Annotated in this window: 21 protein-coding genes and 1 pseudogene; 3 read left to right on the top strand and 19 right to left on the bottom strand. The window is 70.0% G+C overall.

Annotated elements, in window-relative coordinates:
• Positions 1–104 precede the first annotated feature (104 nt).
• From JWR33_RS06700 to JWR33_RS06735, 8 genes are all read right to left on the bottom strand, one after another.
• A complete protein-coding gene (locus JWR33_RS06700; protein ID WP_297410446.1) occupies positions 105–2657 on the bottom strand; it encodes a glycosyl hydrolase family 65 protein in 2553 nt (850 codons plus the stop codon).
• A complete protein-coding gene (locus tag JWR33_RS06705; RefSeq protein ID WP_366073851.1) occupies positions 2654–3352 on the bottom strand; it encodes a beta-phosphoglucomutase family hydrolase in 699 nt (232 codons plus the stop codon). Before JWR33_RS06705 ends, JWR33_RS06700 begins: the two co-directional genes overlap by 4 nt.
• A 196-nt stretch (positions 3353–3548) precedes the next feature.
• Complete coding sequence (locus JWR33_RS06710; protein ID WP_297410448.1) at positions 3549–4283, bottom strand: NAD(P)H-hydrate epimerase; 735 nt, start codon at positions 4281–4283, stop codon at positions 3549–3551.
• A 77-nt stretch (positions 4284–4360) separates the two neighbouring features.
• Entirely contained in the window at positions 4361–4606 is a 246-nt protein-coding gene (locus JWR33_RS06715; RefSeq protein ID WP_297410450.1) for a glutaredoxin domain-containing protein, read from the bottom strand.
• 128 nt (positions 4607–4734) lie between these two features.
• Positions 4735–5124 carry a DUF3054 domain-containing protein gene (locus tag JWR33_RS06720; RefSeq protein ID WP_297410452.1) on the bottom strand — a complete coding sequence of 130 codons (390 nt, stop codon included), beginning with the start codon at positions 5122–5124 and terminating at the stop codon, positions 4735–4737.
• A 54-nt stretch (positions 5125–5178) separates the two neighbouring features.
• Positions 5179–5526 carry a hypothetical protein gene (locus JWR33_RS06725; RefSeq protein WP_297410454.1) on the bottom strand — a complete coding sequence of 116 codons (348 nt, stop codon included), beginning with the start codon at positions 5524–5526 and terminating at the stop codon, positions 5179–5181.
• An 8-nt stretch (positions 5527–5534) separates the two neighbouring features.
• Positions 5535–6110, bottom strand: coding sequence for an HhH-GPD-type base excision DNA repair protein (locus JWR33_RS06730; protein WP_297410456.1), 576 nt, complete (start codon positions 6108–6110; stop codon positions 5535–5537).
• Positions 6111–6612: 502 nt separating this feature from the next.
• Positions 6613–7671, bottom strand: coding sequence for a LuxR C-terminal-related transcriptional regulator (locus JWR33_RS06735; protein ID WP_297410457.1), 1059 nt, complete (start codon positions 7669–7671; stop codon positions 6613–6615).
• Positions 7672–7815: 144 nt separating this feature from the next.
• Between JWR33_RS06735 and JWR33_RS06740 the strand changes: the two genes are divergently transcribed.
• On the top strand, positions 7816–8109 hold the full coding sequence (locus tag JWR33_RS06740; protein WP_297410458.1) for a hypothetical protein: 294 nt from the start codon (positions 7816–7818) through the stop codon (positions 8107–8109).
• Positions 8110–8216: 107 nt separating this feature from the next.
• Positions 8217–9050 carry an aldo/keto reductase gene (locus tag JWR33_RS06745; RefSeq protein ID WP_297410459.1) on the top strand — a complete coding sequence of 278 codons (834 nt, stop codon included), beginning with the start codon at positions 8217–8219 and terminating at the stop codon, positions 9048–9050.
• A 39-nt stretch (positions 9051–9089) separates the two neighbouring features.
• Here the strand turns inward: JWR33_RS06745 and JWR33_RS06750 are convergent, their stop codons facing one another.
• Entirely contained in the window at positions 9090–10499 is a 1410-nt protein-coding gene (locus JWR33_RS06750) for an HNH endonuclease signature motif containing protein (RefSeq protein WP_297410460.1), read from the bottom strand.
• A 67-nt stretch (positions 10500–10566) separates the two neighbouring features.
• Positions 10567–10893 carry a hypothetical protein gene (locus JWR33_RS06755; protein WP_297410461.1) on the bottom strand — a complete coding sequence of 109 codons (327 nt, stop codon included), beginning with the start codon at positions 10891–10893 and terminating at the stop codon, positions 10567–10569.
• A gap of 138 nt (positions 10894–11031) precedes the next feature.
• Between JWR33_RS06755 and JWR33_RS06760 the strand changes: the two are divergent.
• Positions 11032–11550 (top strand): annotated as a pseudogene (locus tag JWR33_RS06760) (DUF2071 domain-containing protein); the annotation flags it as partial.
• A 97-nt stretch (positions 11551–11647) separates the two neighbouring features.
• Here the strand turns inward: JWR33_RS06760 and JWR33_RS06765 are convergent.
• The 9 genes from JWR33_RS06765 to JWR33_RS06805 form a co-directional block, all read right to left on the bottom strand.
• Complete coding sequence (locus JWR33_RS06765) at positions 11648–12661, bottom strand: SRPBCC family protein (RefSeq protein ID WP_297410463.1); 1014 nt, start codon at positions 12659–12661, stop codon at positions 11648–11650.
• 10 nt (positions 12662–12671) lie between these two features.
• The gene (locus JWR33_RS06770) at positions 12672–13019 is read right to left on the bottom strand and encodes a metalloregulator ArsR/SmtB family transcription factor (RefSeq protein ID WP_297410464.1); all 348 of its coding nucleotides are present in this window, start codon (positions 13017–13019) and stop codon (positions 12672–12674) included.
• Between the two features lie 328 nt (positions 13020–13347).
• Positions 13348–14076, bottom strand: a complete 729-nt coding sequence (locus JWR33_RS06775; protein ID WP_297410465.1) for an amidohydrolase family protein — start codon at positions 14074–14076, stop codon at positions 13348–13350.
• Positions 14073–14813 carry an amidohydrolase family protein gene (locus JWR33_RS06780; RefSeq protein WP_297410466.1) on the bottom strand — a complete coding sequence of 247 codons (741 nt, stop codon included), beginning with the start codon at positions 14811–14813 and terminating at the stop codon, positions 14073–14075. Before JWR33_RS06780 ends, JWR33_RS06775 begins: the two co-directional genes overlap by 4 nt.
• On the bottom strand, positions 14803–15984 hold the full coding sequence (locus JWR33_RS06785; protein WP_297410467.1) for a M20/M25/M40 family metallo-hydrolase: 1182 nt from the start codon (positions 15982–15984) through the stop codon (positions 14803–14805). The genes JWR33_RS06780 and JWR33_RS06785 overlap by 11 nt, the downstream gene beginning before the upstream one ends.
• Positions 15981–16739 carry an SDR family oxidoreductase gene (locus JWR33_RS06790; protein WP_297410469.1) on the bottom strand — a complete coding sequence of 253 codons (759 nt, stop codon included), beginning with the start codon at positions 16737–16739 and terminating at the stop codon, positions 15981–15983. Before JWR33_RS06790 ends, JWR33_RS06785 begins: the two co-directional genes overlap by 4 nt.
• Positions 16736–17215 carry a pyridoxamine 5'-phosphate oxidase family protein gene (locus JWR33_RS06795; RefSeq protein WP_297410471.1) on the bottom strand — a complete coding sequence of 160 codons (480 nt, stop codon included), beginning with the start codon at positions 17213–17215 and terminating at the stop codon, positions 16736–16738. Before JWR33_RS06795 ends, JWR33_RS06790 begins: the two co-directional genes overlap by 4 nt.
• A 37-nt stretch (positions 17216–17252) precedes the next feature.
• Positions 17253–18251 (bottom strand): ABC transporter permease, encoded by a 999-nt coding sequence (locus JWR33_RS06800; protein ID WP_297410473.1) that lies wholly within the window; start codon positions 18249–18251, stop codon positions 17253–17255.
• Positions 18248–19777, bottom strand: a complete 1530-nt coding sequence (locus JWR33_RS06805) for a sugar ABC transporter ATP-binding protein (RefSeq protein WP_297410474.1) — start codon at positions 19775–19777, stop codon at positions 18248–18250. The genes JWR33_RS06800 and JWR33_RS06805 overlap by 4 nt, the downstream gene beginning before the upstream one ends.
• Positions 19778–19818 lie beyond the last annotated feature (41 nt).

The raw sequence follows: 19818 nt of genomic DNA on the forward strand, positions 1-19818 counted from the left end.
AGCAGGCATTCTCGCCCTCAGCAGGCACTTCTGTCGCGGATCGCCGCGGGGGCGCCGATCCTGCCTGCTGAGCGAGAGGAGGGCGGAGCCTCCGCGGCGTCGGGTCAGTGCAGGGCGTCGCTCGCTTCGCTGGACTCGTCGAGGACCGGGATCTGCATGGTGACCAGGGGAATCGGTTCGGTGAGGGTCGGCAGGGAGGGGACCATCAGGGTGCCGTCCTCGCGACGATAGGAGAACGGCCGGTCCTGTCCGGGGCCCGGGCCGCGGTCAGGACCCTGCCCGTCGAGGCGAACATCCGCGTCGGCGCCGGGCGCCACCTGGTACCTCGTGCCGCGGACGGTGAAGCTGACCGGGCTGTCGCCCTCGAGCACCGTCACCTGCATCCGGGTCTCCTGGATGGTGACGAGGATCCGCGTGCCGTGCCAGATCATCCGGAACCGCAGCTGCGGCCAGGACTTGGGCAGGCGCGGGTCGAAGCTGAGCTCGCCGTCGTGATCGCGCATTCCCCCGAACCCGGACACCAGCCCGCTCCAGACACCGCCGGCCGAGGCCACGTGCACGCCGTCGGAGGTGTTCTTGTGCAGGTTGGCGAGGTCCACGAACAGGCTGTGGGTGAAGTACTCGAGCGCGAGGTCCTGATAGCCGATCTCGGCGGCGATGATCGACTGCACCACGTTCGACAGGGTCGAGTCGCTGGTGGTCAGGGGGTCGTAGTAGTCGAAGTCGGCGAGCTTCTCCTCGAGCGTGAACTGGTTGCCCTGCAGGAACAGTGCGAGCACGACATCCGCCTGCTTCAGCACCTGGAACCGGTAGATCACGAGCGGGTGGAAGTGCAGCATGAGCGGCTTCTGCTCGGGCGGCGTGTTCGAGAGGTCCCATACCTCGCGCTCGAGGAAGTGCGAGTCCTGCGGGTGGATCTGCAGCGCCTCCGAGTACGGGATGAACATCGCCTCCGCGGCGCGGTCCCAGTCCTCGAGCTCGTCATCGCGCAGGCTCAGCCGGTCGACCATCCGCACATATGCGTCGGGCTCCAACTCGGCCAGCTGCCGCACGGTCTGAGCGGCATAGCGGAGATTGAATCGGGCCATCACGTTGGTGAACAGGTTGTTGTTGACGACCGTCGTGTACTCGTCGGGGCCGGTGACGCCGTGGATCTCGAAGCTGTCGCCGCCGTTGTGCCGCCAGAAGCCGAGGGTCATCCACATCCGCGCCGTCTCGACCGCCATGTCGATGGCGCCGTTCGCGAGGAAGCCGATGTCGCCGGTGGCATGCAGGAACTTGGCCAGAGCAAACGTCACGTCCGCGTTGATGTGGTACTGCGCGGTGCCAGCCGCGTAGTACGCGGAGGCCTCCTCGCCATTGATGGTGCGCCACGGGAAGAGCGCTCCGTCCTCGTTGAGCATCCGGGCGCGCTCGCGGGCGAGCGGCAGCATGTGCTGCCGGGCGCGGAGGGCGTTCCGCGCCCAGAGCGGACTCGTGTAGGCGAGGAACGGGACCATGTAGATCTCGGTGTCCCAGAAGTAGTGGCCGCCGTAGCCGCTGCCGGTGACGCCCTTGGCGGGGATGCCGAGACCGTCGGCGCGGGCGGCCGCCTGGGCGAGCTGGTACAGGTTCCAGCGCACCGCCTGCTGGATGTCGCGGTGCCCGGTGACCTCCACGTCGGAGCGGTACCAGTAGGCGTCGAGCCACTGCCGCTGCCGCAGGTACTGCAGCTCGACGCCCTCGGTGCGGACGCGGTCGAGGTTGCGGCCGCAGCGGTCGATGAGCTCACGTGTCGGCGTGCTGCGGGAGTCGTGGTAGGCGACCACCTTCGTGATCCGCACCGGCTTCCCGCGGCGCGCCTGCACCGAGTAGACGTTCTTGGCGATGTCGGCGTCGACGTAGTTGTCGACCGTGTAGTCGTTGTCGGTCTCGATCCGATGGTCGGCCGCCACGGCCACCCGCATCCCGGAGTTGGCGACGCGGTAGCTGAGCACGGCACGGTCCCCCTCCTGCCAGTGCTCGCCGGGCAGGAACACCCGGTCGACGATGCGCTCGCCCTTGCGCGGGTCGTGCACGACCTTCGCGGGCGCAACAGTGCCCGCGTACTCGTCCTCGCCGTCCTGCCGGTTGAGCAGCTGGCAGGCCACGGTGATCGGCGCATCGGCGTCGAGCATCGTGACCTCGATGGTCATGATCGCGAGGTGCCGCTCGGAGAAGGACACCATGCGGCTCGTCTTCACTCGCACGCGCTTGCCTGCCGGGGTGAGCCAGAGCAGGTCGCGGCGCAGGACGCCCTCGCGGAAGTCGAGGCTGCGCTCGTACTCCAGCAGGTCCGCCTCGTCGAGCGCGAGGGGCTCGTCGTCCACGTAGAGGCGCATGATCTTGCTGTCCGGCGCGTTCGCGATCGTCTGACCGACCTCGGCGAACCCGTACGCCTGCTCGGCGTGCCGGATCTTCCAGGTCTCGTGCAGCCCGTTGAGGAAGGTGCCGTGCTCGTGCGCCTTGCGTCCCTCCGCATTGTTGCCGCGCATGCCGAGGAAGCCGTTGCCCACGGCGAAGAGGGTCTCGACCACGCCGATGTCCTCACCGCTGTAGCGCGCCTCACGAAGCCGCCAGGGATCCACGGGGAACCGGTCGCGATCGAGGACCGGCCTTGACACGTTTTCCGCACTCATTCGCGCACCTCCGAGAACTCGGCGAGATCGTCGACCACAATGCTGGCGCCGGCCGATCGCAGCGCCTCCTCACCCGCTCCGCGGTCGACCCCGACCACGAGACCGAACGAGCCGGCGTGCGCGGCGGCCACGCCGGAGATGGCGTCCTCGAACACGACCGCCTGCGCGGGCTCGACGCCGAGCGCGCGCGCCGCGTGCAGGAACATGTCGGGCGCCGGCTTGCTGCCGAGCCCCTGCTCCCCCGCCGTGACTCCGTCGACGACGATCGGGAAGCGGTCGAGCAGGTGCGCTGCGGTGAGCACCCAGCGAGCGTTCTTCGAGCTGGAGACCACGGCCATGGGGATGCCGGCCGCCGCGAGCCGATCGACGAGGGCCAGCGAGCCGGGATACGCCTCGATGCCCTCCTCGTCGAGCACCCGGGTGAAGACGTCGTTCTTGCGGTTGCCGATGCCCCACACCGTGTCCGCGGTGGACGGATCCCCGGGCGTCCCCAGCGGCACCGAGATGCCTCGCGAGGCGAGCAGGCCGGCGACTCCGTCGTCCCGCTTCTTGCCGTCGAGATAGGTGAAGTAGTCGTCGTCGGTGTATGGCGCGGTCACGCCCTTCTCGGCGAACAGCTCGGTGAACATGGCGCGCCAGGCATGCATGTGGATGTCCGCGGTGGGCGTGAGCACGCCGTCGAGGTCGAACAGCACGGCGCGATAGTCCTCGAGGCGAGGCAGCGACGGAGAGGGGGTGGAATTCAGGAGGGCTCCCGGGTTCTGCTGCCCCGGGTTCCCGCGGCACCGGGAAGCATATGCGACCGGTGGTGCGCCGGCGGGTTCCGACAGGTAACGCCTCGATCACGGCTGTCGTCGAGCACGACGCCCCGGCCGTGCCGCGGGCGCCGGGTCAGGGCTCGGGAAGCCGGACGAGCGGCTCGACCTGGGCGAGTTCCGGGAGGAGGCCGATGTCGATGAGGCGGAGCCGCCCGGCGTAGTCGCGGCCAGGAGGACGAAGCAGACCGGCCTTGACCGCCCCGAAGGTGACGGTGACCTCGGCCGGGAGCACGGTCGGGTCGGGGACCTCCCCGGTGTCGGCGTCGACGCCGCTCGGGAGATCGACGGCCACGACGCGCGGTGCCCCGGGAAGGCCGAGCAGGGGCAGCAGGGCGGCCACCGCCGCGCGCGCGGCTCCGCGAAGGGCGGGCGAGCCTGCGGATCCGGTCCCGAAGAGTCCGTCGACCAGGATGTCCGCGTTCCGCGCGGCGGCGACCACGGCGTCGATCGGCGTCGGAGGCAGGACAGCGACGCCGGCCGCCTCCGCCGCCGCGAGTCCTTCGGCGTGGGTGCGCCCGAGCACGGGGACGACGGTCACCTCCGTGCCGCCTGCGGCGAGCTCCGCGCCCGCGAACAGGGCGTCGCCCGCATTGTTGCCGGGCCCCACCAGCAGCAGGAGCCGCGGCGCGCTTCCTGGGCTGCGGCTGCGCCCGGTGCCGGTGCCGGTGCCGTTGTCGCTCTCGTTCTCGAGCATCGCGCGGATCTCCGCCGCCAAGCCCGCGGCGGCCCGCGCCATCAGCGGCTCCCCCGCGTCGAGGTGGGGCTGCTCCGCGCGGCGGACCTGCGCCGCGGAGTAGCCCTCGATCACGACGGCTGCCCCGCGTCGAGGTGGGGCTGGTCCGCGCCGCGGTCCTGCGCCGCGGAGCAGCCCTCGATCACGACGGCCTAGGCGGCGAGCTTGGCGAGCAGCTCGGAGTCGCTCGGCTCCACCAGATGCGAGCCGTCGGGGAAGACGATCACGGGGATGTTCATGCGTCCGCTGATGGCGCGAGCCCGGTCCGCCGCATCCACGATTGCCTCCGTGTCGATGTAGTCATAGTCGATCTGCTCCCGGTCGAGCACCGCCTTCGCCCGGCGGCAGTCGCCGCACCAGTCCGCACCGAACATCGTGATCCGCTTCGTATCGCTCATGCGGATGGCCAACGCCCCCGCAGGAGGGCGTATTCCCGGGGCTGGGACGCGGCAGCACCATCCGCTGGGGCGTCCGAGATGTTGACCAGTCAGCTGACCCGGAACCTCCGGACACGGAGCGGGAGACCTCATCGCCTCCTGGCCCGGATCGCGGAAGGTGAGCTGCGGGCTCGGAGGACCAGCGCGACGAGCAGCCGCCAGCCCAGGAAGGACACGGCGAGCAGGATCACCGTCACGACGACGAAGGCGGGGGCGATCCCCTGGCCGATCGCCGCGCGGAGCAGCATCCCGAGCACCAGCGTGCTGATCCAGACCACCCCGCCGAAGCGCAGCACCGCGAACGGGTTCCCTCGTCCGGCGAGCAGCCATCCGCTCTGCAGTCCCACGAGGAAGGGCAGCAGGGTGAGGGCATATCCCCCGGCGTCCTCGCCGTGGCTCGCGCGGCCGATGGCGACGAAGACCAGGAGCAGCAGGAGATCGATCAGCCAGGCGATTCCCCGGCGGGTAGACGGACGCATGCGTCCACGCTAGATCGCCGGCGGGCCTCGTCCGCCCGGCGCTTCGTGCAGGCCTCAGGCGTGGCGGCGAGCGAGGAGGGCCGCGCAGAGCGGCAGCCACTCGTCGGCGGCGGCAACCGGGACGCCGACCCAGTCCTTGAATGGCCGCCCCTTTCCGGACGGGTCGAACAGGGCCGCGCCGGGCACCGCCATGGCCCGCGCGAACTCGGCGCTGTTCCGCCCGAGCCGGAGCCCGAAGACGTCCTGGTGCAGGCACGCCACCATCGTTCCGGCCGCGATCAGGTTGGGCCGGCCCATCATCGTGCCCTGCCGGACCTCGGGGGCGAGTGCCTCCAGGACGTCGGCGAAGTGCTGGCGGGCCAGCGAGATGCGCTCCGCCTCGTCGTGCGAGATCTCGGCCACGTGCGCACTCAGCCGTTCTTGGCTGCGGCCTTGGCGGCCCGCTTGGTCTCGCGGACGCGTGTGAGAGAGTCCCGATCGACGATGTCGGCCACCGACCGGTAGCTCCCCGCTTCGCCGTACGGGCCCGCGGCCTCCCGCCAGCCGGCGGCGGGAAGGCCGCACTGCTTGCCCAGCAGGGCGAGGAAGATCTTCGCCTTCTGCTCGCCGAAGCCGGGCAGCGCCCTGAGCCGCCGGAGCACCTCGGGGCCGTCCGGGTCGTCCCTGGTCCAGACGGCCGAGGCGTCTCCGTCCCAGTGCTCCACCAGCGCCTCGCACAGCGCCTTCGTGCGGCCCGCCATGGAACCCGGATACCGGTGGACCGAGGGCGGCGTGCGGAACACCTCGGTCAGCCGCTCCTCGCTCTCGTCCGCGAGTGTCCTCGCATCGAACGCCCCCAGCCGGTCCCGGATCTTGGCCGGACCGGCGAAGGCCGTCTCCATCGGCACCTGCTGGTCCAGCAGCATGCCGAGCAGGAGCGCGAGCGGATCGGCGGACAGCAGCTCGTCCGCCGCGGCGTCGCCGGTGATGTGCAGAGACGTGCTCATGCGCACATCCTGACAGCACGCATTCGCCGGCGGATCGCCGACCTTCTCGCTCAGCAGGCAGAACGCGGGGACACGCCGCCAGTCGGGCCGCTATCGCCTGCTGAAGCCCAGATTGCCTGCTGAGCGAGAGTGCCCGCACAGCGGGCGGAAAAGCACCGGGCCCCGGCGTCTCAGGAGACGGCCAGGGCCCGGGCGTTCAGTGCGTCGGCTGGAGGTGAAGCCGACGTTCTCCATGTGCAGGCTCAGCGTCGGAGTGATCTCCGAGCCCACCACATTGCGGTTCATCAGATAGTTGAGCGTCTCGTAGTCGACGACCACAAGGGGCGCGTCGCCCGTGACCTGCTTGCGGATCAGCTGGTACAGCTTAACCCGCGCGGCGTCGTCGGTCTGCGTGGCCGCCTCGTCGATCTGCGCGTCGACACCCTTGTTCGTGTGGAACGTGCTGTTGATCGGGCCCCCGACCTGGTATGAAGGCGGACAGCGGGTCGGGCGTCCCGGCGGCCTACGTCCCGAGCGACCGAGCCAGCAGCGTAGGCCGGCTGTGGGTGCCCGTCTTCGCGAAGACCGACTTCAGGTGGTCCTGCACGGTGTTCTCGGACACGAAGAGGAGCCGTGCCAGCTCTCTCGTGTCGACTCCCGACGCGAGCTGCGCGAGCAGCTCCGTCTCGCGTGCGCTGAGGCCGAAGGCGCGGGCGAAGACGTCGATCCGTGCCGCCGGCGGCGTCGGCTCGATCGTGACCGCGATGCTGCGGCCGCCCGGCGGGCCCTCCCCCGAGAGGCGGGCGGCACGGAGGGTGAGCCAGAACCCGTCCGACAGATGGACGCGCGCGGAGGGCGCGTGCGCGTCGATCCCTGCCTCGACGGCGAGCAGCTGGGCCGCGACGTTGTAGGCGCTGGCGGGGATCGGCGACCGCTCGCCGGATGGCGGAAGCAGGCGCGCCAGGTACTCGCGCGTCTCGGGCGTCTGGCCGAGGACCTCGAGCGCGGGAGACAGCATGAGCACCACGGGACCTGGTGGAGGCGCGGTGGGGCGGCCGGTGCTGAAGGTGGCGGCCTGGCACCGGCGGATGGCGGCGGTGACCGGAGCCGCGGCGTCACCCAGGAAGGCCACCTCACCGTCGGTGAACGAACTGTCGTCCCCGATCCGCCAGAGATCGAGGAACGCCCAGCATCCGTAGCGGTCCCGGAACACGGCGGAGAGCACGTCCGACACGGCGTAGCGGGAAAGGACCCCCGCCCACAGCGCACTCGCCGGAAGATCGCCATCGGTCGCGGCCCGCAGCGACGCGACGGGCGGCGACGCCAGTGAGGTCCACCGGTTCACCCGGGTCAGGTATTTGAGGCGGATGAGGGCAGGGAGCTCGGGGAGGCAGGGTATGCGCGCATCAGGAGCGGATCCGACCCCCGTCCCGGGATCGGTGAGCACCCAGACGTGAGCGTGGAAGCGGATGCTGCGACGGAACTCTGCGAGGAGCTCGGTGCGCAGCGATGCTGCGTCCTCGGCGGTGTCGCAGATCGACTCGACCCGTTCCAGCGCACGCGCGTGAACGAACCTCGACATGGCGCCGACAGTACTCCGGCGCCCGGGCTGGCCGTCCACTCCGTTCCCTCGCGCCAGCGTCCGATACCCCAGATCACGGGGATGGGCGGCCGGATGCGGCACGTCTAGCGTCGCTCCCGATCCCATCCAGCAGAGGAGAGAACCATGACCACCTTGCAGATCGAGCACCCCATCTCGGACTTCGGCACGTGGAGCGCGGCATTCGCGCGCTTCGCACCGGCGCGGAAGCAGGGAGGGGTGCTCGCCTCACGGATCCTGCGCCCCGAGGATGACCCGGCGTACGTGGTCATCGAGCTGGACTTCGCAGATGTCGAGCATGCGGCGTCCTTCGAGCGATTCCTCCGCCAGAAGGTGTGGGCGTCGCCATCCACGTCCCCGGCGCTTGCCGGTGAGCCGAAGACGCGCATCCTGTCCCTGGTGGGCGGCTCGACCGCGTGAGGCGCGCTGCGGCCGGCAGCGGAGCGGACGGGACGAGGGGCAGGGCGTTCCCGCTGAACTTCGACGGGCGCCGGCGCGGCTCTTGGGGCGCGGGTAGCCTTCGAAGCATGAGCAACAGCGTGCCGTCGATCCCCCTGAACTCCGGTTCCTCGATCCCTCAGCTCGGTTTCGGGGTCTTCCTGGTGGACCCGTCCGAGACGCAGCAGGTGGTGGAGGACGCCCTTGACGTCGGCTACCGGCACCTCGATACGGCGACCGGCTACAACAACGAGTCGCAGGTGGCGGCCGCGATCCGCGCGTCGGGAATTCCCCGCGAGGAGATCTTCGTGACCACGAAGCTGCGCAACGACCATCACAAGGAGCAGGACGTCGAGGGTGCGTTCGGCCGCAGCCTCGAGATGCTGGGACTCGAGTACATCGACCTCTACCTCATCCACTGGCCGCTTCCCGCCCACGACCTCTATGTCGAGACGTGGCGGAAGCTGGAGACGTTCGCGGCCGACGGGCGGGCGAAGAGCATCGGCGTCAGCAACTTCCTGATCCCGCACCTCGAGAGGCTGTTCGCCGAGACCGACACAGTGCCGGCCGTCAACCAGGTGGAGCTGCACCCGATCTTCTCGCAGCCCGAGCTGAGGGCCTTCCACCACCAGCACGGCATCCGCACCGAAGCGTGGGGCCCGCTGGGGCAGGGCAAGTACGACCTGTTCGGCCTGCCTCCCATCCAGGCCGCTGCCGCCGCTCATCAGGTGCAGCCGGCCCAGGTGGTGCTGCGCTGGCACCTGCAGACGGGGAACATCGTGATCCCCAAGTCGGGGTCCCGGGAGCGCATGGCGCAGAATCTCGATGTCTTCGGCTTCGAGCTGAACGCGGCCCAGATGGAGTCGATCGACGCCCTGAACGAGGATCGCCGCGTCGGCGGCAACCCCGCAGAGGTCAGCTGAGGATCCCGAGGATCCCTGACAGAAGCAGAGCGGGGAAGCTCAGAAGGGCGGGTCCTCGGTGAACCACTCCGTCCGCACGAGGGGTGGACTCCCGGGCCTTCGTCGCCCTCCCGGCGGAAGCTGAACCGCAGGGGCCGTGGTGTAGCTGACTCCGCTGAGGGTGGAGGTCCAGGTCATCGTCCCGTTCCCGCCGGGGAGCTGGCCGGCTCTCCAGCCGGTTCCGCCTTTCACGCGGTGGTGAGCCTTGCAGAGGTGGCTCAGGTTGCCCGCCACGGTTTCGCCGTCCTCGGCCCAGGGGACGGTGTGGTCGATCTCGCAGTACCGGGCAGGGCGGGTGCAGCCGACGAAGCGGCACACCTCGTCGCGGAGCTGCAGGTAGCGCCGCAGCTCCGTCGGCACCCGGTAGACGTCTCTGCCGAAGGAGAGGATCGCGCCGGTCTCGGGCGCGGTCAGGATCCGCAGGAAGCCGGTCGCCGATCCTGCCAGCCGGCGGGCGGTCTCGGCGTCGATCGGCCCGTACCCCTCGAGCAGCGCGGGACCCTGATCGCAGTTCATCGCGGTGAGGACGGGCACATGGAGGAGGACTTCGGGCTTCACTCCGCGCCGGGCAGCGGGGGTAGGCACCGGGTTCCCGCCGGCCTCGCCAGGCGAGGTGGTCCCCGCGGCATCGAGGAGCAGGTCCCGGAACACATCGGCCTCGATCTGCGCTCGTGTGCGGGTCTCCTCGTCGACGAGGAGACCGCGGGCCAGCCCGCTGACGGCGGACGCCGCGCCAAGGGCGTCTTCGGCTGGCAGGAGTGCGCCGTACCAGGCCATCCCGTCGGGAGCCGCCTCGATCGCGGTGCGTCGCTCCTCGATCGCCAGGCGGTGCCGCTCCGTCATGTCAGAGGGGGCGAGCATCTCGCGGACCAGCCGCGCCTTCCGCTCGAATCGCGACGCCACGAGCGTTCGGGCGTGGGGCAGCAGCCGTTGTTCGTACTCCCCGCACAGCTGCTGCGGAAGCCCGACCGCCTCGTCGACGAGGATGCGCGCGTGCCGCTCCGAGAACTCGGCCCGGTGCAGCGCTTCCAGCGTGCGTGGGAAGGAGTGCACGAGCAGGCGGGCGAGATCGAGCACCGTCTGCGCGGTCCGCTCGTGAACCTGCAGCACCGCGGCCACCTCGGCACGGAGTGACCGCCACTCCAGAGCGTCGGGGTCTGTCCAGGTGGCGCCGGTGACGCGCTCGGACTCCAGGCGCAGTTCGTCGATATAGCTCAGCCGCTCGGCAGCGAACGTGGTGGCGAGGTTCTTCCGCTCCGCGATCCACCCGACGAGCTGGCCGGCGTAGCTCCTGCCGTGACCGAGCAGGTCGGCCGCGGCAGCCAGCATCGGCTCGGAGCACTCCCAGTCCTCGGGCATCCCGAAGTCCTCCGCGCGCTCGCGCTGATCGGGGGATCCATTGCTGGCCATGAGAGAAGTCAACCGCCAGCCACCGACATCGCTCCACGGCCAGGACCGCCGCGTCCCTGGGGCCGCGTCAGGACGCGTCGCTCAACTGGTGCTGCCAGGGGGCGACGGTCATCCCATACGCGCCCATCGCCCGCTGCGCGACGATCGTGAAGGCCTCGCCGCGACGCACCGAGTAGGTCGTGGCCTGCTCGACCAGATCTGCGGATCCGAGCGTGCGCATCCGCCGCTCCACACGGTCGACCGCCCGGACGAGTGCCGCCATGGCGCGCGGATCCGCTCTGCCGGCGAGCTGAACGGTGCCGTCGTGCTTGCTCTGAATCCGGAGACTCAGGACTGCCGCGAGCACCAGAGAGGCCCGCTCCCCCTCGATCATCGGCTCTCCTGTGCTCCCCATGCCGGTCACCGTACGGCGCTCCGCCGACACCGCACCAGCCCCCGAAAGTTTCCGGCGCGTCCTCCCCATGTGGAGGGCGAAACGGTGGAAAGGCACAACATCTGGTGTCTGCACGCTCCCTCGAGGAAGGATGAGGTCATGGCCGAGGCGTGCCGAACACCGGACCCGATCACGGTCACCGCTCCCCCGCTGCCGGGCCGTCCGATCCTCGGCCGGCGGTGGAGTGATGTCACCTTCCTGCACTGGAGGGTCGACCCTGCCCGCGTGGCGCCGCTTCTTCCGGCAGGCACGCGGCCGGACGTGTTCGAGGGCGAGTCCTGAGTGGGCCTGATCCCCTTCCTGCTGTCCCGCACCCGGGTCCCGCCCGGTCCGCCGGTGCCGTGGCTCGGAACGTTCCCCGAGATCAACGTGCGGCTCTACTCGGTGGACGACACGGGTGGCCGGGGCGTCGTCTTCGTGTCGCTCGAGGCGTCGCATCTGCTGCCCGTTCTCGCGGCCGACGCCGTGTTCGGCCTCCCCTATCGGTGGTCGCGGATGCGGTTGGAGCGCCGCGGGAACCGGATCGCCTACCGGTCACGCCGGCACCCGGGCGGCACGCCGGCCACCCACGTCGTCGCCCGCATCCACGACGGCGCGGTGAGCGGTGATCCCCTCGCGGACTTCCTCACCGCTCGGTGGGCGTTCCACGAGCGGCACCTCGGCCGCACCCGGCTCACCTTCCTTCGGAGAGAACCGGGGCGCTTGCCGCGACGGATCAGCGGGCGCCCGCAACCGCCTCCCGCATCGCGCCGCCAGCTCCGGACGCGAGCACCGATTCGAGTCGGCTGTAGCTCGCCTCCATGCCGGTGGTCATTCCGGTCGAGAGGACCGCGTCCCGCATCTCCGGGTCCGCGTAGGTGATGACGAGGGTGAGCAGCGTGCCGCCTGCAACGGGTGTGAGGGTCAGCTCGTTGAGCGCCGACGGGTAGTCGGTGTCGATCATCGACTCCGTGGTGACGGCTCGGCGGGGCGGCTCCGACTCGAGCAGCTCGCCGGTGAAGCCGAACCGGTTGGCGCCGCCGTCCTGCTCCCACTCGTAGCGGTAGCTGTCGCCGACGGAGGTGGCGATGTCGCAGACGGGCATCGTCCAGCCGTCCGGGCCCAGCAGCCACTGCCGCATGAGGTCGGCGTCGTTGTGGGCGAGCCACACCTGCTCGAGCGTCCCGCGGATCACCCGCGACACCCGCACCTGGGTGTCGCCGAGGATCTGAGCGTGGGCCGCCTGATCTGAGGCGAATGAGGCGAGGTCGGCGAGCACGTCGTCGATCTGAGCCATCGCCTCCGTGGTGCCCTCCAGCATGCCCATTGCGAGCATCTGCTCGAGCTGGTCGAGCGAGCCGAAATGGCTGACCGTGGTGAGCCGTGAGCCTGTGTCGGTCGATTCGAACCTGAACTGCGCTCGCATGGCCGGCAGGTCGATGTTCGGCGACCCGTCGGAGCCGAGGAACCCGTCCACCACCTCGAACGAGCGGGGCGCGTCGACCGATACCCACTCCCAGTATCCGCCGTGGCTGTCGCCCTCGGGCCCGGTCATCGTGTAGATGCTGCGGCCGCCGGCGACGGCGTCGTGCCGCGTGAATGTGGAGGGGTAGCTGGGCGGCCCCCAGAAGCGCTCGATCTGGCGCGGGTCGGTGTATGCCTCCCAGAGGCGCTCCCGCGGGGCGCGGAAGTCGGCGACGACGGTGAGGGTCAGCGCGTCGAGGTCCTTCTCGACGGAGGTGACGGGCATGGGGAACCTTTCACTCGTTCTCTTCGGAGTCGAGCAGCGCATCGAGACGATCGATGCGTGCCCGCCAGATTTGTTCGAACTGGTCGAGCAGCGTCTGGGCGCGGCGGATGGCCTCAGGGTTGCCGCTGACCATCCGCTCTCGCCCGCGTGGACGCTTGGTCACGAGACCTGCCTCCTCGAGGACGGCGACGTGCTTCTGCACGGCCGCGAAAGACATGTCGTACGAGTCGGCGAGCTCCGAGACGGTGGCTTCGGCGATGAGCGTCCGCCGCACGATGTCCCGGCGTGTCGCGTCGGCCAGGGCGCGGAACATGCGGTCCACGTCCTCGTCACTGAGTTCTCGGCCTAGTACAACCATTTGGTTGTACGTTATCCCAGGGGAACGCGGAGCGCAAGACACCGGGCTGCACGGGCGCCCAGCTTCCACCAGGATGGGCCGACCGCCGACGAGGCGACGCGGGAGACCCCCCTCGGGCTGAACGCATTGCGACATGCAGGCAGAAGGCGAGGGAGGGCACAGCGAGCAGCCCGGCTTGCGGCCGGGCACCCCGAATGCCTGCTCTGCAGCTTCGAGCCGGCGAGGACGGTGCCGATGAGAGCGGCGGTCAGCCGTCGAGCACGTGCGGAAGGGGACGGCACCGCAGCCCGCGCGGCTTGAGCGCGCAGCTGTGGATCAGCGGGGCCGGTCAGCCGAAGAGCCGCCGTGCGTTGCCCTCCATCACCAGGTCGCGCTCGATGACACTGAAGCGTGCGCTGCGGATCCGGGTGACCTCGAAGGCCTGCTCGTAGTATGGCGCGAAGGAGGCGAACAGCAGCCGCTCGGCACCCAGGTCGCGGACGATCCGCTCGAGGAAGTCCTGCCGATACTCGCCGTTGGACAGCACCGCGAGATTGGGTGCCTGCTCGAGCGCCGCCCAGGCATCCACCATCGAGAGACCGGAGATGTTGATCTGCCCGCCCGAGGTGAGCACGAGCTGGCTGCGCGGGACTCGCTGCGCGAGCTCGAGGATCTGCAGCGGCTCCGACCGGAGTGGCACTCCGGCCGCGATGACGACCGGCAGGCCGCGCTCGGCTGCCACCCGGACGACCGGCTCGGCGTCCTGGATGCGGAAGACCTCCTCGTCGGGGTTGAGGAACACTCCGATGCAGCCGAGCTCGTCGATGCCACGGTGCAGCTCGGCCACCGCGGCCTGGCCTTGGTTCGGGTCCACGCGGACCAGCCGTCGGACAGCGGGTTGCGCCGCTGCCTCCTCCGCGAGCCGGGTGTTGGCGGCCGGCAGCACGTAGTCGCGTCCGCGGGCGGGAGCAGCGACGATGCCGTCGATGCCGAGGCGCTCGGCGTCCGCGACGGCGTCGTCGACTGAGACGCGGGAGCCGAACAGGCTGTCGCCGAGGATGACGAGAGAGTCGATCACCGCTCCTCCATCCCGAGCAGTCGGAGGGCATTGCCCGCCACGACCGCTGCCTCATCTTCGGCGGCGAGACCGAGGCCCTGCACCTTCTGGAGTTCCAGCCGCGGGTTGCAGCCTGGGCCGTCGCTGCCGAACACCACGCGATGCGCGCCCACCTCCCCGACGGCCCGCCGGATCAGCTCCGGGTAGGGCATCGCCGAGGTCTCGAGGTACACGTTGTCGTGCCGCTTGGCCACCTCGATCGCATCGAGGACGTGGAAGTAGCCGCCCATGTGACCGAACACGATGGCGGCGTCCGGCACCAGCTCGGCAGCCAGCCCGAGCGACTGCGGCGTCGTGTACGGGTCGTCACCGCAGTGGAAGAGCACGGGAAGGTCGGCGGCGGCAGCGAGACGCAGCAGCGCCACGGTTGCGTCCCCGGCCGGGTGCGCGAGCGTGGTGGTGGGGTGCAGCTTGATGCCCTTCACGCCCAGCTCGATGGAGCGCTCGACAAGGCCCGGCATGTCGGCCGGGTAGTTGGGGTTCAGCCGCACGAAGGGGATGAGCCGGTCCGGGAAGGCGGCAGCGCACGCCACGATGTAGTCGAGCGCGTCCGGGTTGAGGCCCGGCAGATCCGTGTAGGTCATGATCACCGCCATGTCGATGCCGGCCTCGTCGAGGAGTCCCACGATCTTCTCGGGCGGGTCGATCCAGCCGAAGGCCTCCGCCTCATCGACGTGGGTGTGGAAGTCAAGAAGCACGCGCGGTCTCCTCCGATCGCAGCTCGTGGACGGTTCGCGCCAGATCGGCATACAGGTCGCGCGCGGCGAGGACCTCGTCGAGGTCGACCCACTCGCTGTCGGTGTGGGCCTGGTCGATGGACCCCGGACCGAGCACGACCGCGGGCAGGTCAGGGCGCTCGAAGAAGCAGCACGCGTCGGTCGCGAAGGTGACCCCCGAGGCCACCACGTCGGCGCCGAGGGCGCGGGACGCTGCCGCCTCGGCTGCTCGCACGGCGATGCTGTCGGCCGCCGTCTCCAGCCCGCCCAGGGCGATGATCGGCTCGTCCACGACGACGGTGATCGATCGGGCGTCGGCGACCTGGCGGATCACCGTGCGGATCTCCTCCATCGCGACCCGCGGGTCCTCGTCAGGCGCCACGCGACGATCGAACCAGACGACGCAGCGGTCGGGCACGACGTTGGGGGCGGTGCCGCCCTCGATGAGCGTTGCCGACAGCAGAGCCGACCCGGTCAGCGGATGCCGGGTCTCCCGCCGGAGCTTCCCCACCGTCGCATCGAGAGCGAGGACGAGTTCGGACGCCTGCGCGATCGCGTTGATCCCGAGCTCCGCCTTCGAGCTGTGCGCGGCGCGGCCGACCACCGTGACGGCGAAGCGAATCAGGCCGTTGTGGGCGCGTGCGGGTCGAAGCGACGTCGGTTCGCCCACGACGACCAGGTCCGCCGAGGGCAGGGTGCGGGCGAGCGCCGCTCCCCCGCGCATGATGTACTCCTCGTCGCAGGCGGCGGCGAGGATCACCGTGGGCCGCGGCCCCGCTGTGGACGCGATCCGCTGGATGGCGCCGATCATCGCGGCGAGCGACGCCTTCGTGTCGCAGGTTCCCCTGCCGAAGAGGCGGCGGCCTTCACGGCGCACCTCCCGCACCGCGGCGTCCGCCGGCACCGTGTCGAGATGCGCCTCGAACACCACCGTCGCGCTGCTGTCCACGCCGGGAAGCACCGCGACGAGGTTGTCCCGTCCCGGCAGCACTGGCTCGCGGGTCACCCGGAGCCCCATGCCGCTGAGGAGAGCATCCAGCGCGTCGTTGAGCGGCTCCTCCCCCGGGCTGTCGGCGGCGAGCGACGGGTTCCGCGAGTCGATGCGGACCAGGTCTTCGAGCAGCTGCTCGAGGTCGAGTTCGGCGGCGCTCATCGGGCGGTGTACCCGCCGTCGACCATCAGGGACGATCCGGTCACGAAGCTGGACTCGTCGCTGGCGAGGAACACGGCGCCTGCGGCGACCTCCTCCGGCCGGCCGAGCCGGTTGAAGACGGTGTCGCTCTCCCAGCTGGCCAGGAGCTCCTCGGGATTCGGGACCCCCACGAGCTGGCGGCGGATGAGTGGGGTGTCGGTGGGGCCCGGGCAGAGCGCGTTCACCCGGATGTTGTGCTCGGCGTAATCGATCGCGAGGACTCGGACCAGACCGATCACTCCGTGCTTCGCCGGCACATACGAGGTGAACCCGGTGAGGCCGGCGAAGGAGAGATTGGAGCCGAGGGCGATCAGCGAGCCGCCGCCTGCCGCGATGAGATGCGGCAGGGCGGCCTTGAACGTCACGAACGGGCCGCGCAGCATCACGGCCATGTGCCGGTCCCACTGCTCGACCGTGAGGTCTGTCGCCTTCGCCACCAATTCGTATCCGGCCCCGGCGACCGTCACGTCGATGCCGCCGAGAGTGTCCGCTTCCTCGTTGACCCAAGCGTCGACCGCAGCGGCGTCGGCCACGTCGACGGGCGCGAAGCGCGCGCCCAGCCCTTCAACCGCAGCGCGGGCATCCGGGTTGAGGTCGGCGACCGACACCGCTGCGCCTTCAGCGCGGAACCGCTCGGCGATCGCGAAGTTGATGCCGGAGCCGCCGCCGGTGATGAGGACCCGCTTGCCCTCCAGCCGGCCGGGCGCCACCGTCACTTCGCTTCTTTCCAGTGCGTGTCCTGGGTGAAGGTGCGGTCGTAGCCGCCGCCGTTCCAGCTCGTCATCTTCTTGGGATGCACGAGGAACGGCACGCGCGGGAAGACCAGGGTGCTCTTCGCGTAGTCCATGCCATCCGGTCCGAGGTAGCGCATGGCCATCTCCATCATCGGCTCGACGTACTCGAAATCGTCACCGAGGAACTCGATCTCGCCCTGCACGCTCACCCGCTTGTAGGGAAGCTCGAAGTTGTCCACCAGGAGGCCGCAGCGGGGGTCGCGGCGCAGGTTCTTCACCATGCCGGTCCGCTCTTTGCTGACCACCAGGAAGGAGGAGCCGTCCCACGTGTACCAGACCGGGCTGATCGAGGGGAAGCCGTTCTCGTTGACCGTCGCGATCTTCGCGAACAGGCGGCCGGTGGTGAGGAACTCGTCGCGTTCCTCCGGGGTCATTCCCCGGCCGTCGTTGGAGGTCATGGCCATGAGTGGAGTGCCTTTCTGTCGGTGCTGAAGGTCAGGAGGGAACGGGTGCCAGGGGACGGCGACGGAAACGCCGGACCCGGCTGACGCCGCGCACGAAGAGGGCAGCCGCGATGAGGATGATCAGTCCGCGGAACAGCTGCTGGTACCAGACCTCGATGCGCAGGAGGTTGAAGACGTTGCCGAGCAGGGCGAAGAGCAGCACACCGCCGAGCAGGCCGATGAGTCGCCCGCGACCGCCCTCCAGGCTGGCGCCGCCGATCACGACGACGGCGAGGGCCGTGAACTCGAGCCCGTTGGCGGCCGCAGGGTCGCCGACCCCGGCTCCGGCGAGGAACAGCAGTCCTGCCAGCCCGCCGAGCAGGCCACTGATGAGGAATCCGCCGGCCTGGACGAGCGGCACCCGCACCCCGCTGAGCGCGGCCACCTCGGGGTTGCCGCCGGCGGCGAACACGTGGCGGCCCCATACCGTCTTCGTCAGCAGGAACCAGGCCGCGATCCAGATGACCGCCACGCCGACGACGATCACATAGATGCCGCCGACGGTCTGGGCGCCGTAGAAGGCGGTGAGCGCGGGGGCGCTCTTGCCGACGGGAGTCGGAGCGATGTACAGAGCGACGCCCTGCACGATTGCCGCGGTGCCCAGCGTCGCGATGAACGACTCGACCTTGAGGACCACCACCACGAGGGTGTTGAGGGCGCCGACTGCGATGCCGACGAGTACGGCGACGAGGATGCCGGTCGGCAGGTTGGCGTCGGAGCCGTCCATCACGAGGGCGGCGAGGATGGCGGTCAGCTTGGCGTTCGCGGCGATCGAGAGGTCGACGTGGCCGAGGAGCACGACGAGGAACTGAGCCAGCCCGACGATCGCGAGGATGGCGCCCTGCCGGCTGACGTTGTTGAGGTTGCCCGGCGTCGCGAAGTTCTTCGCGTACAGCAGGGCGATCACCAGCAGGATGCCGACGACGAGCCAGACGACGCCGCCGTTGCCCGCGACCCGTGCCAGCCGGTCGCTCCAGGAGGAGGTCCTCATGCGGCGGCCTCGTTCTTTCCGTGCGTCGTGTGCGATGCGATGAGCCGCATGATGCTCTCCTCGGTGGCTCCGGTGCCGGGAAGCTCGCCGACGATCTGACCGTCCGCCATGACGAGGATGCGGTCGGAGAGGCCCAGCACTTCGATGAGCTCGGACGACACCACGAGGACGGCCTTGCCTGCGTCGGCGAGGTTTCGGAGGATTCCGTAGATCTGCTCCTTGGACCCGACGTCGATGCCGCGCGTTGGTTCGTCGAAGATGATGACGTCCGGCAGCAGCTCCAGCCATTTGGCGATGACGACCTTCTGCTGGTTGCCACCGGACAGGGTGCGCACCGGCGCCGCTCCGCCCTTCGCGGTCTTGATCGCGAGAGCGTCGATCGCCTTGTCCACCAGCGTGCGCTCCTGCATGCGCCCGATGCCGCCGAACCGGGAGCGCAGGCGCTTCCAGGCGAGCATCGAGATGTGCAGAGAAACCGGCTTGTCGAGTGCGAGCCCCATGCCCTTGCGATCCTCGGGCAGGTAGGCGATGCGCCCCCGCATCGCGTCCGCGGGGCTTCCTGGCCGGAGGGGCGAGGAGGAGAGGGTGAGGCTGCCGCCGAGGATCGGGACGTCCCCGAACAGCGCGCGGGCCAGCCGTGTGCGACCCGAGCCCTGCAGGCCGGCGAGACCGACGATCTCCCCCGCGCGGAGCGTGAGGTTGACGGGGGCGGCGAGTCCGAGGACCTCGAGATTCGTCGCCTCGAGCACGGCGCTGCCCGGTTCGACGCCGGGGGGCGGAAACAGATGGGAGAGACTGCGGCCGACCATCAGCGAGATGAGAGAGTCGGCGTCCGTCTCTTCGATCGCGCCAGCGCCGCTGTTGCGGCCATCCTTCAACACCGAGAAACGGCTGCAGAGCTCGAACACCTCGTCGATGCGGTGGCTCACATAGAGGACCGCGACACCGTCGGCGGCAAGAGCGCGGATGACCTCGAAGAGGCCGCGCAGCTCTGCGCCGGAGAGAACTGCAGAGGGCTCGTCGAGGGCGATCACCTTCACATCACTCGCGAGGGCCTTCGCGATCTCCACGAGCTGCGCCTGGGCAACGGAGAGTGTTTCCACGCGCGTGGACGGTGCGACAGAGGCGCTGACCCGCGCCAGGAGTTCCCGAGCCCGAGCCGCCATCTCGGCCTCTCGGAGCACTCCCCCGCGGGCGCGCTCCTGGCCGAGGAAGATGTTCTCCGCGACCGTCAGGGACGGGATCAACGAGAACTCCTGATGCACGATCGCGACGCCGAGATCGCGAGCCGCGCCGGGCGTGTACCTGCCCAGTTCGACCGCCTCCCCCAGCACCCGCAGCGTTCCCGCGTCGGGGCGCACCACGCCGCTGAGGATCTTCAGCAGCGTCGACTTTCCCGCGCCGTTCTCCCCCATCAGCGCGTGCACCTCGCCGCGGTGCACGGTGAGGCTCACGTCGTCGAGGGCAGTCACGGGGCCGTAGGTCTTGCCGATGCCCTCGAGCTGGATCGCGGGTGCGTCCGCCATGCGTGTGTTCCCTTCAGGGGGAGCGCCGGTGGGACCCCGCG

Source organism: Naasia sp., assembly GCF_025465545.1.
Taxonomy (GTDB): domain Bacteria; phylum Actinomycetota; class Actinomycetes; order Actinomycetales; family Microbacteriaceae; genus Naasia.

Excerpts from the sequence above, each read along its gene's own strand:
- JWR33_RS06700 (WP_297410446.1), bottom strand. The coding sequence starts at position 2,657 with ATGAGTGCGGAAAACGTGTCAAGGCCGGTCCTCGATCGCGACCGGTTC.
- JWR33_RS06715 (WP_297410450.1), bottom strand. The coding sequence starts at position 4,606 with ATGAGCGATACGAAGCGGATCACGATGTTCGGTGCGGACTGGTGCGGC.
- JWR33_RS06720 (WP_297410452.1), bottom strand. The coding sequence starts at position 5,124 with ATGCGTCCGTCTACCCGCCGGGGAATCGCCTGGCTGATCGATCTCCTG.
- JWR33_RS06730 (WP_297410456.1), bottom strand. The coding sequence starts at position 6,110 with ATGAGCACGTCTCTGCACATCACCGGCGACGCCGCGGCGGACGAGCTG.
- JWR33_RS06735 (WP_297410457.1), bottom strand. The coding sequence starts at position 7,671 with ATGTCGAGGTTCGTTCACGCGCGTGCGCTGGAACGGGTCGAGTCGATC.
- JWR33_RS06740 (WP_297410458.1), top strand. The coding sequence starts at position 7,816 with ATGACCACCTTGCAGATCGAGCACCCCATCTCGGACTTCGGCACGTGG.
- JWR33_RS06745 (WP_297410459.1), top strand. The coding sequence starts at position 8,217 with ATGAGCAACAGCGTGCCGTCGATCCCCCTGAACTCCGGTTCCTCGATC.
- JWR33_RS06750 (WP_297410460.1), bottom strand. The coding sequence starts at position 10,499 with ATGGCCAGCAATGGATCCCCCGATCAGCGCGAGCGCGCGGAGGACTTC.
- JWR33_RS06755 (WP_297410461.1), bottom strand. The coding sequence starts at position 10,893 with ATGGGGAGCACAGGAGAGCCGATGATCGAGGGGGAGCGGGCCTCTCTG.
- JWR33_RS06765 (WP_297410463.1), bottom strand. The coding sequence starts at position 12,661 with ATGCCCGTCACCTCCGTCGAGAAGGACCTCGACGCGCTGACCCTCACC.
- JWR33_RS06770 (WP_297410464.1), bottom strand. The coding sequence starts at position 13,019 with ATGGTTGTACTAGGCCGAGAACTCAGTGACGAGGACGTGGACCGCATG.
- JWR33_RS06785 (WP_297410467.1), bottom strand. The coding sequence starts at position 15,984 with ATGAGCGCCGCCGAACTCGACCTCGAGCAGCTGCTCGAAGACCTGGTC.
- JWR33_RS06795 (WP_297410471.1), bottom strand. The coding sequence starts at position 17,215 with ATGACCTCCAACGACGGCCGGGGAATGACCCCGGAGGAACGCGACGAG.
- JWR33_RS06800 (WP_297410473.1), bottom strand. The coding sequence starts at position 18,251 with ATGAGGACCTCCTCCTGGAGCGACCGGCTGGCACGGGTCGCGGGCAAC.
- JWR33_RS06805 (WP_297410474.1), bottom strand. The coding sequence starts at position 19,777 with ATGGCGGACGCACCCGCGATCCAGCTCGAGGGCATCGGCAAGACCTAC.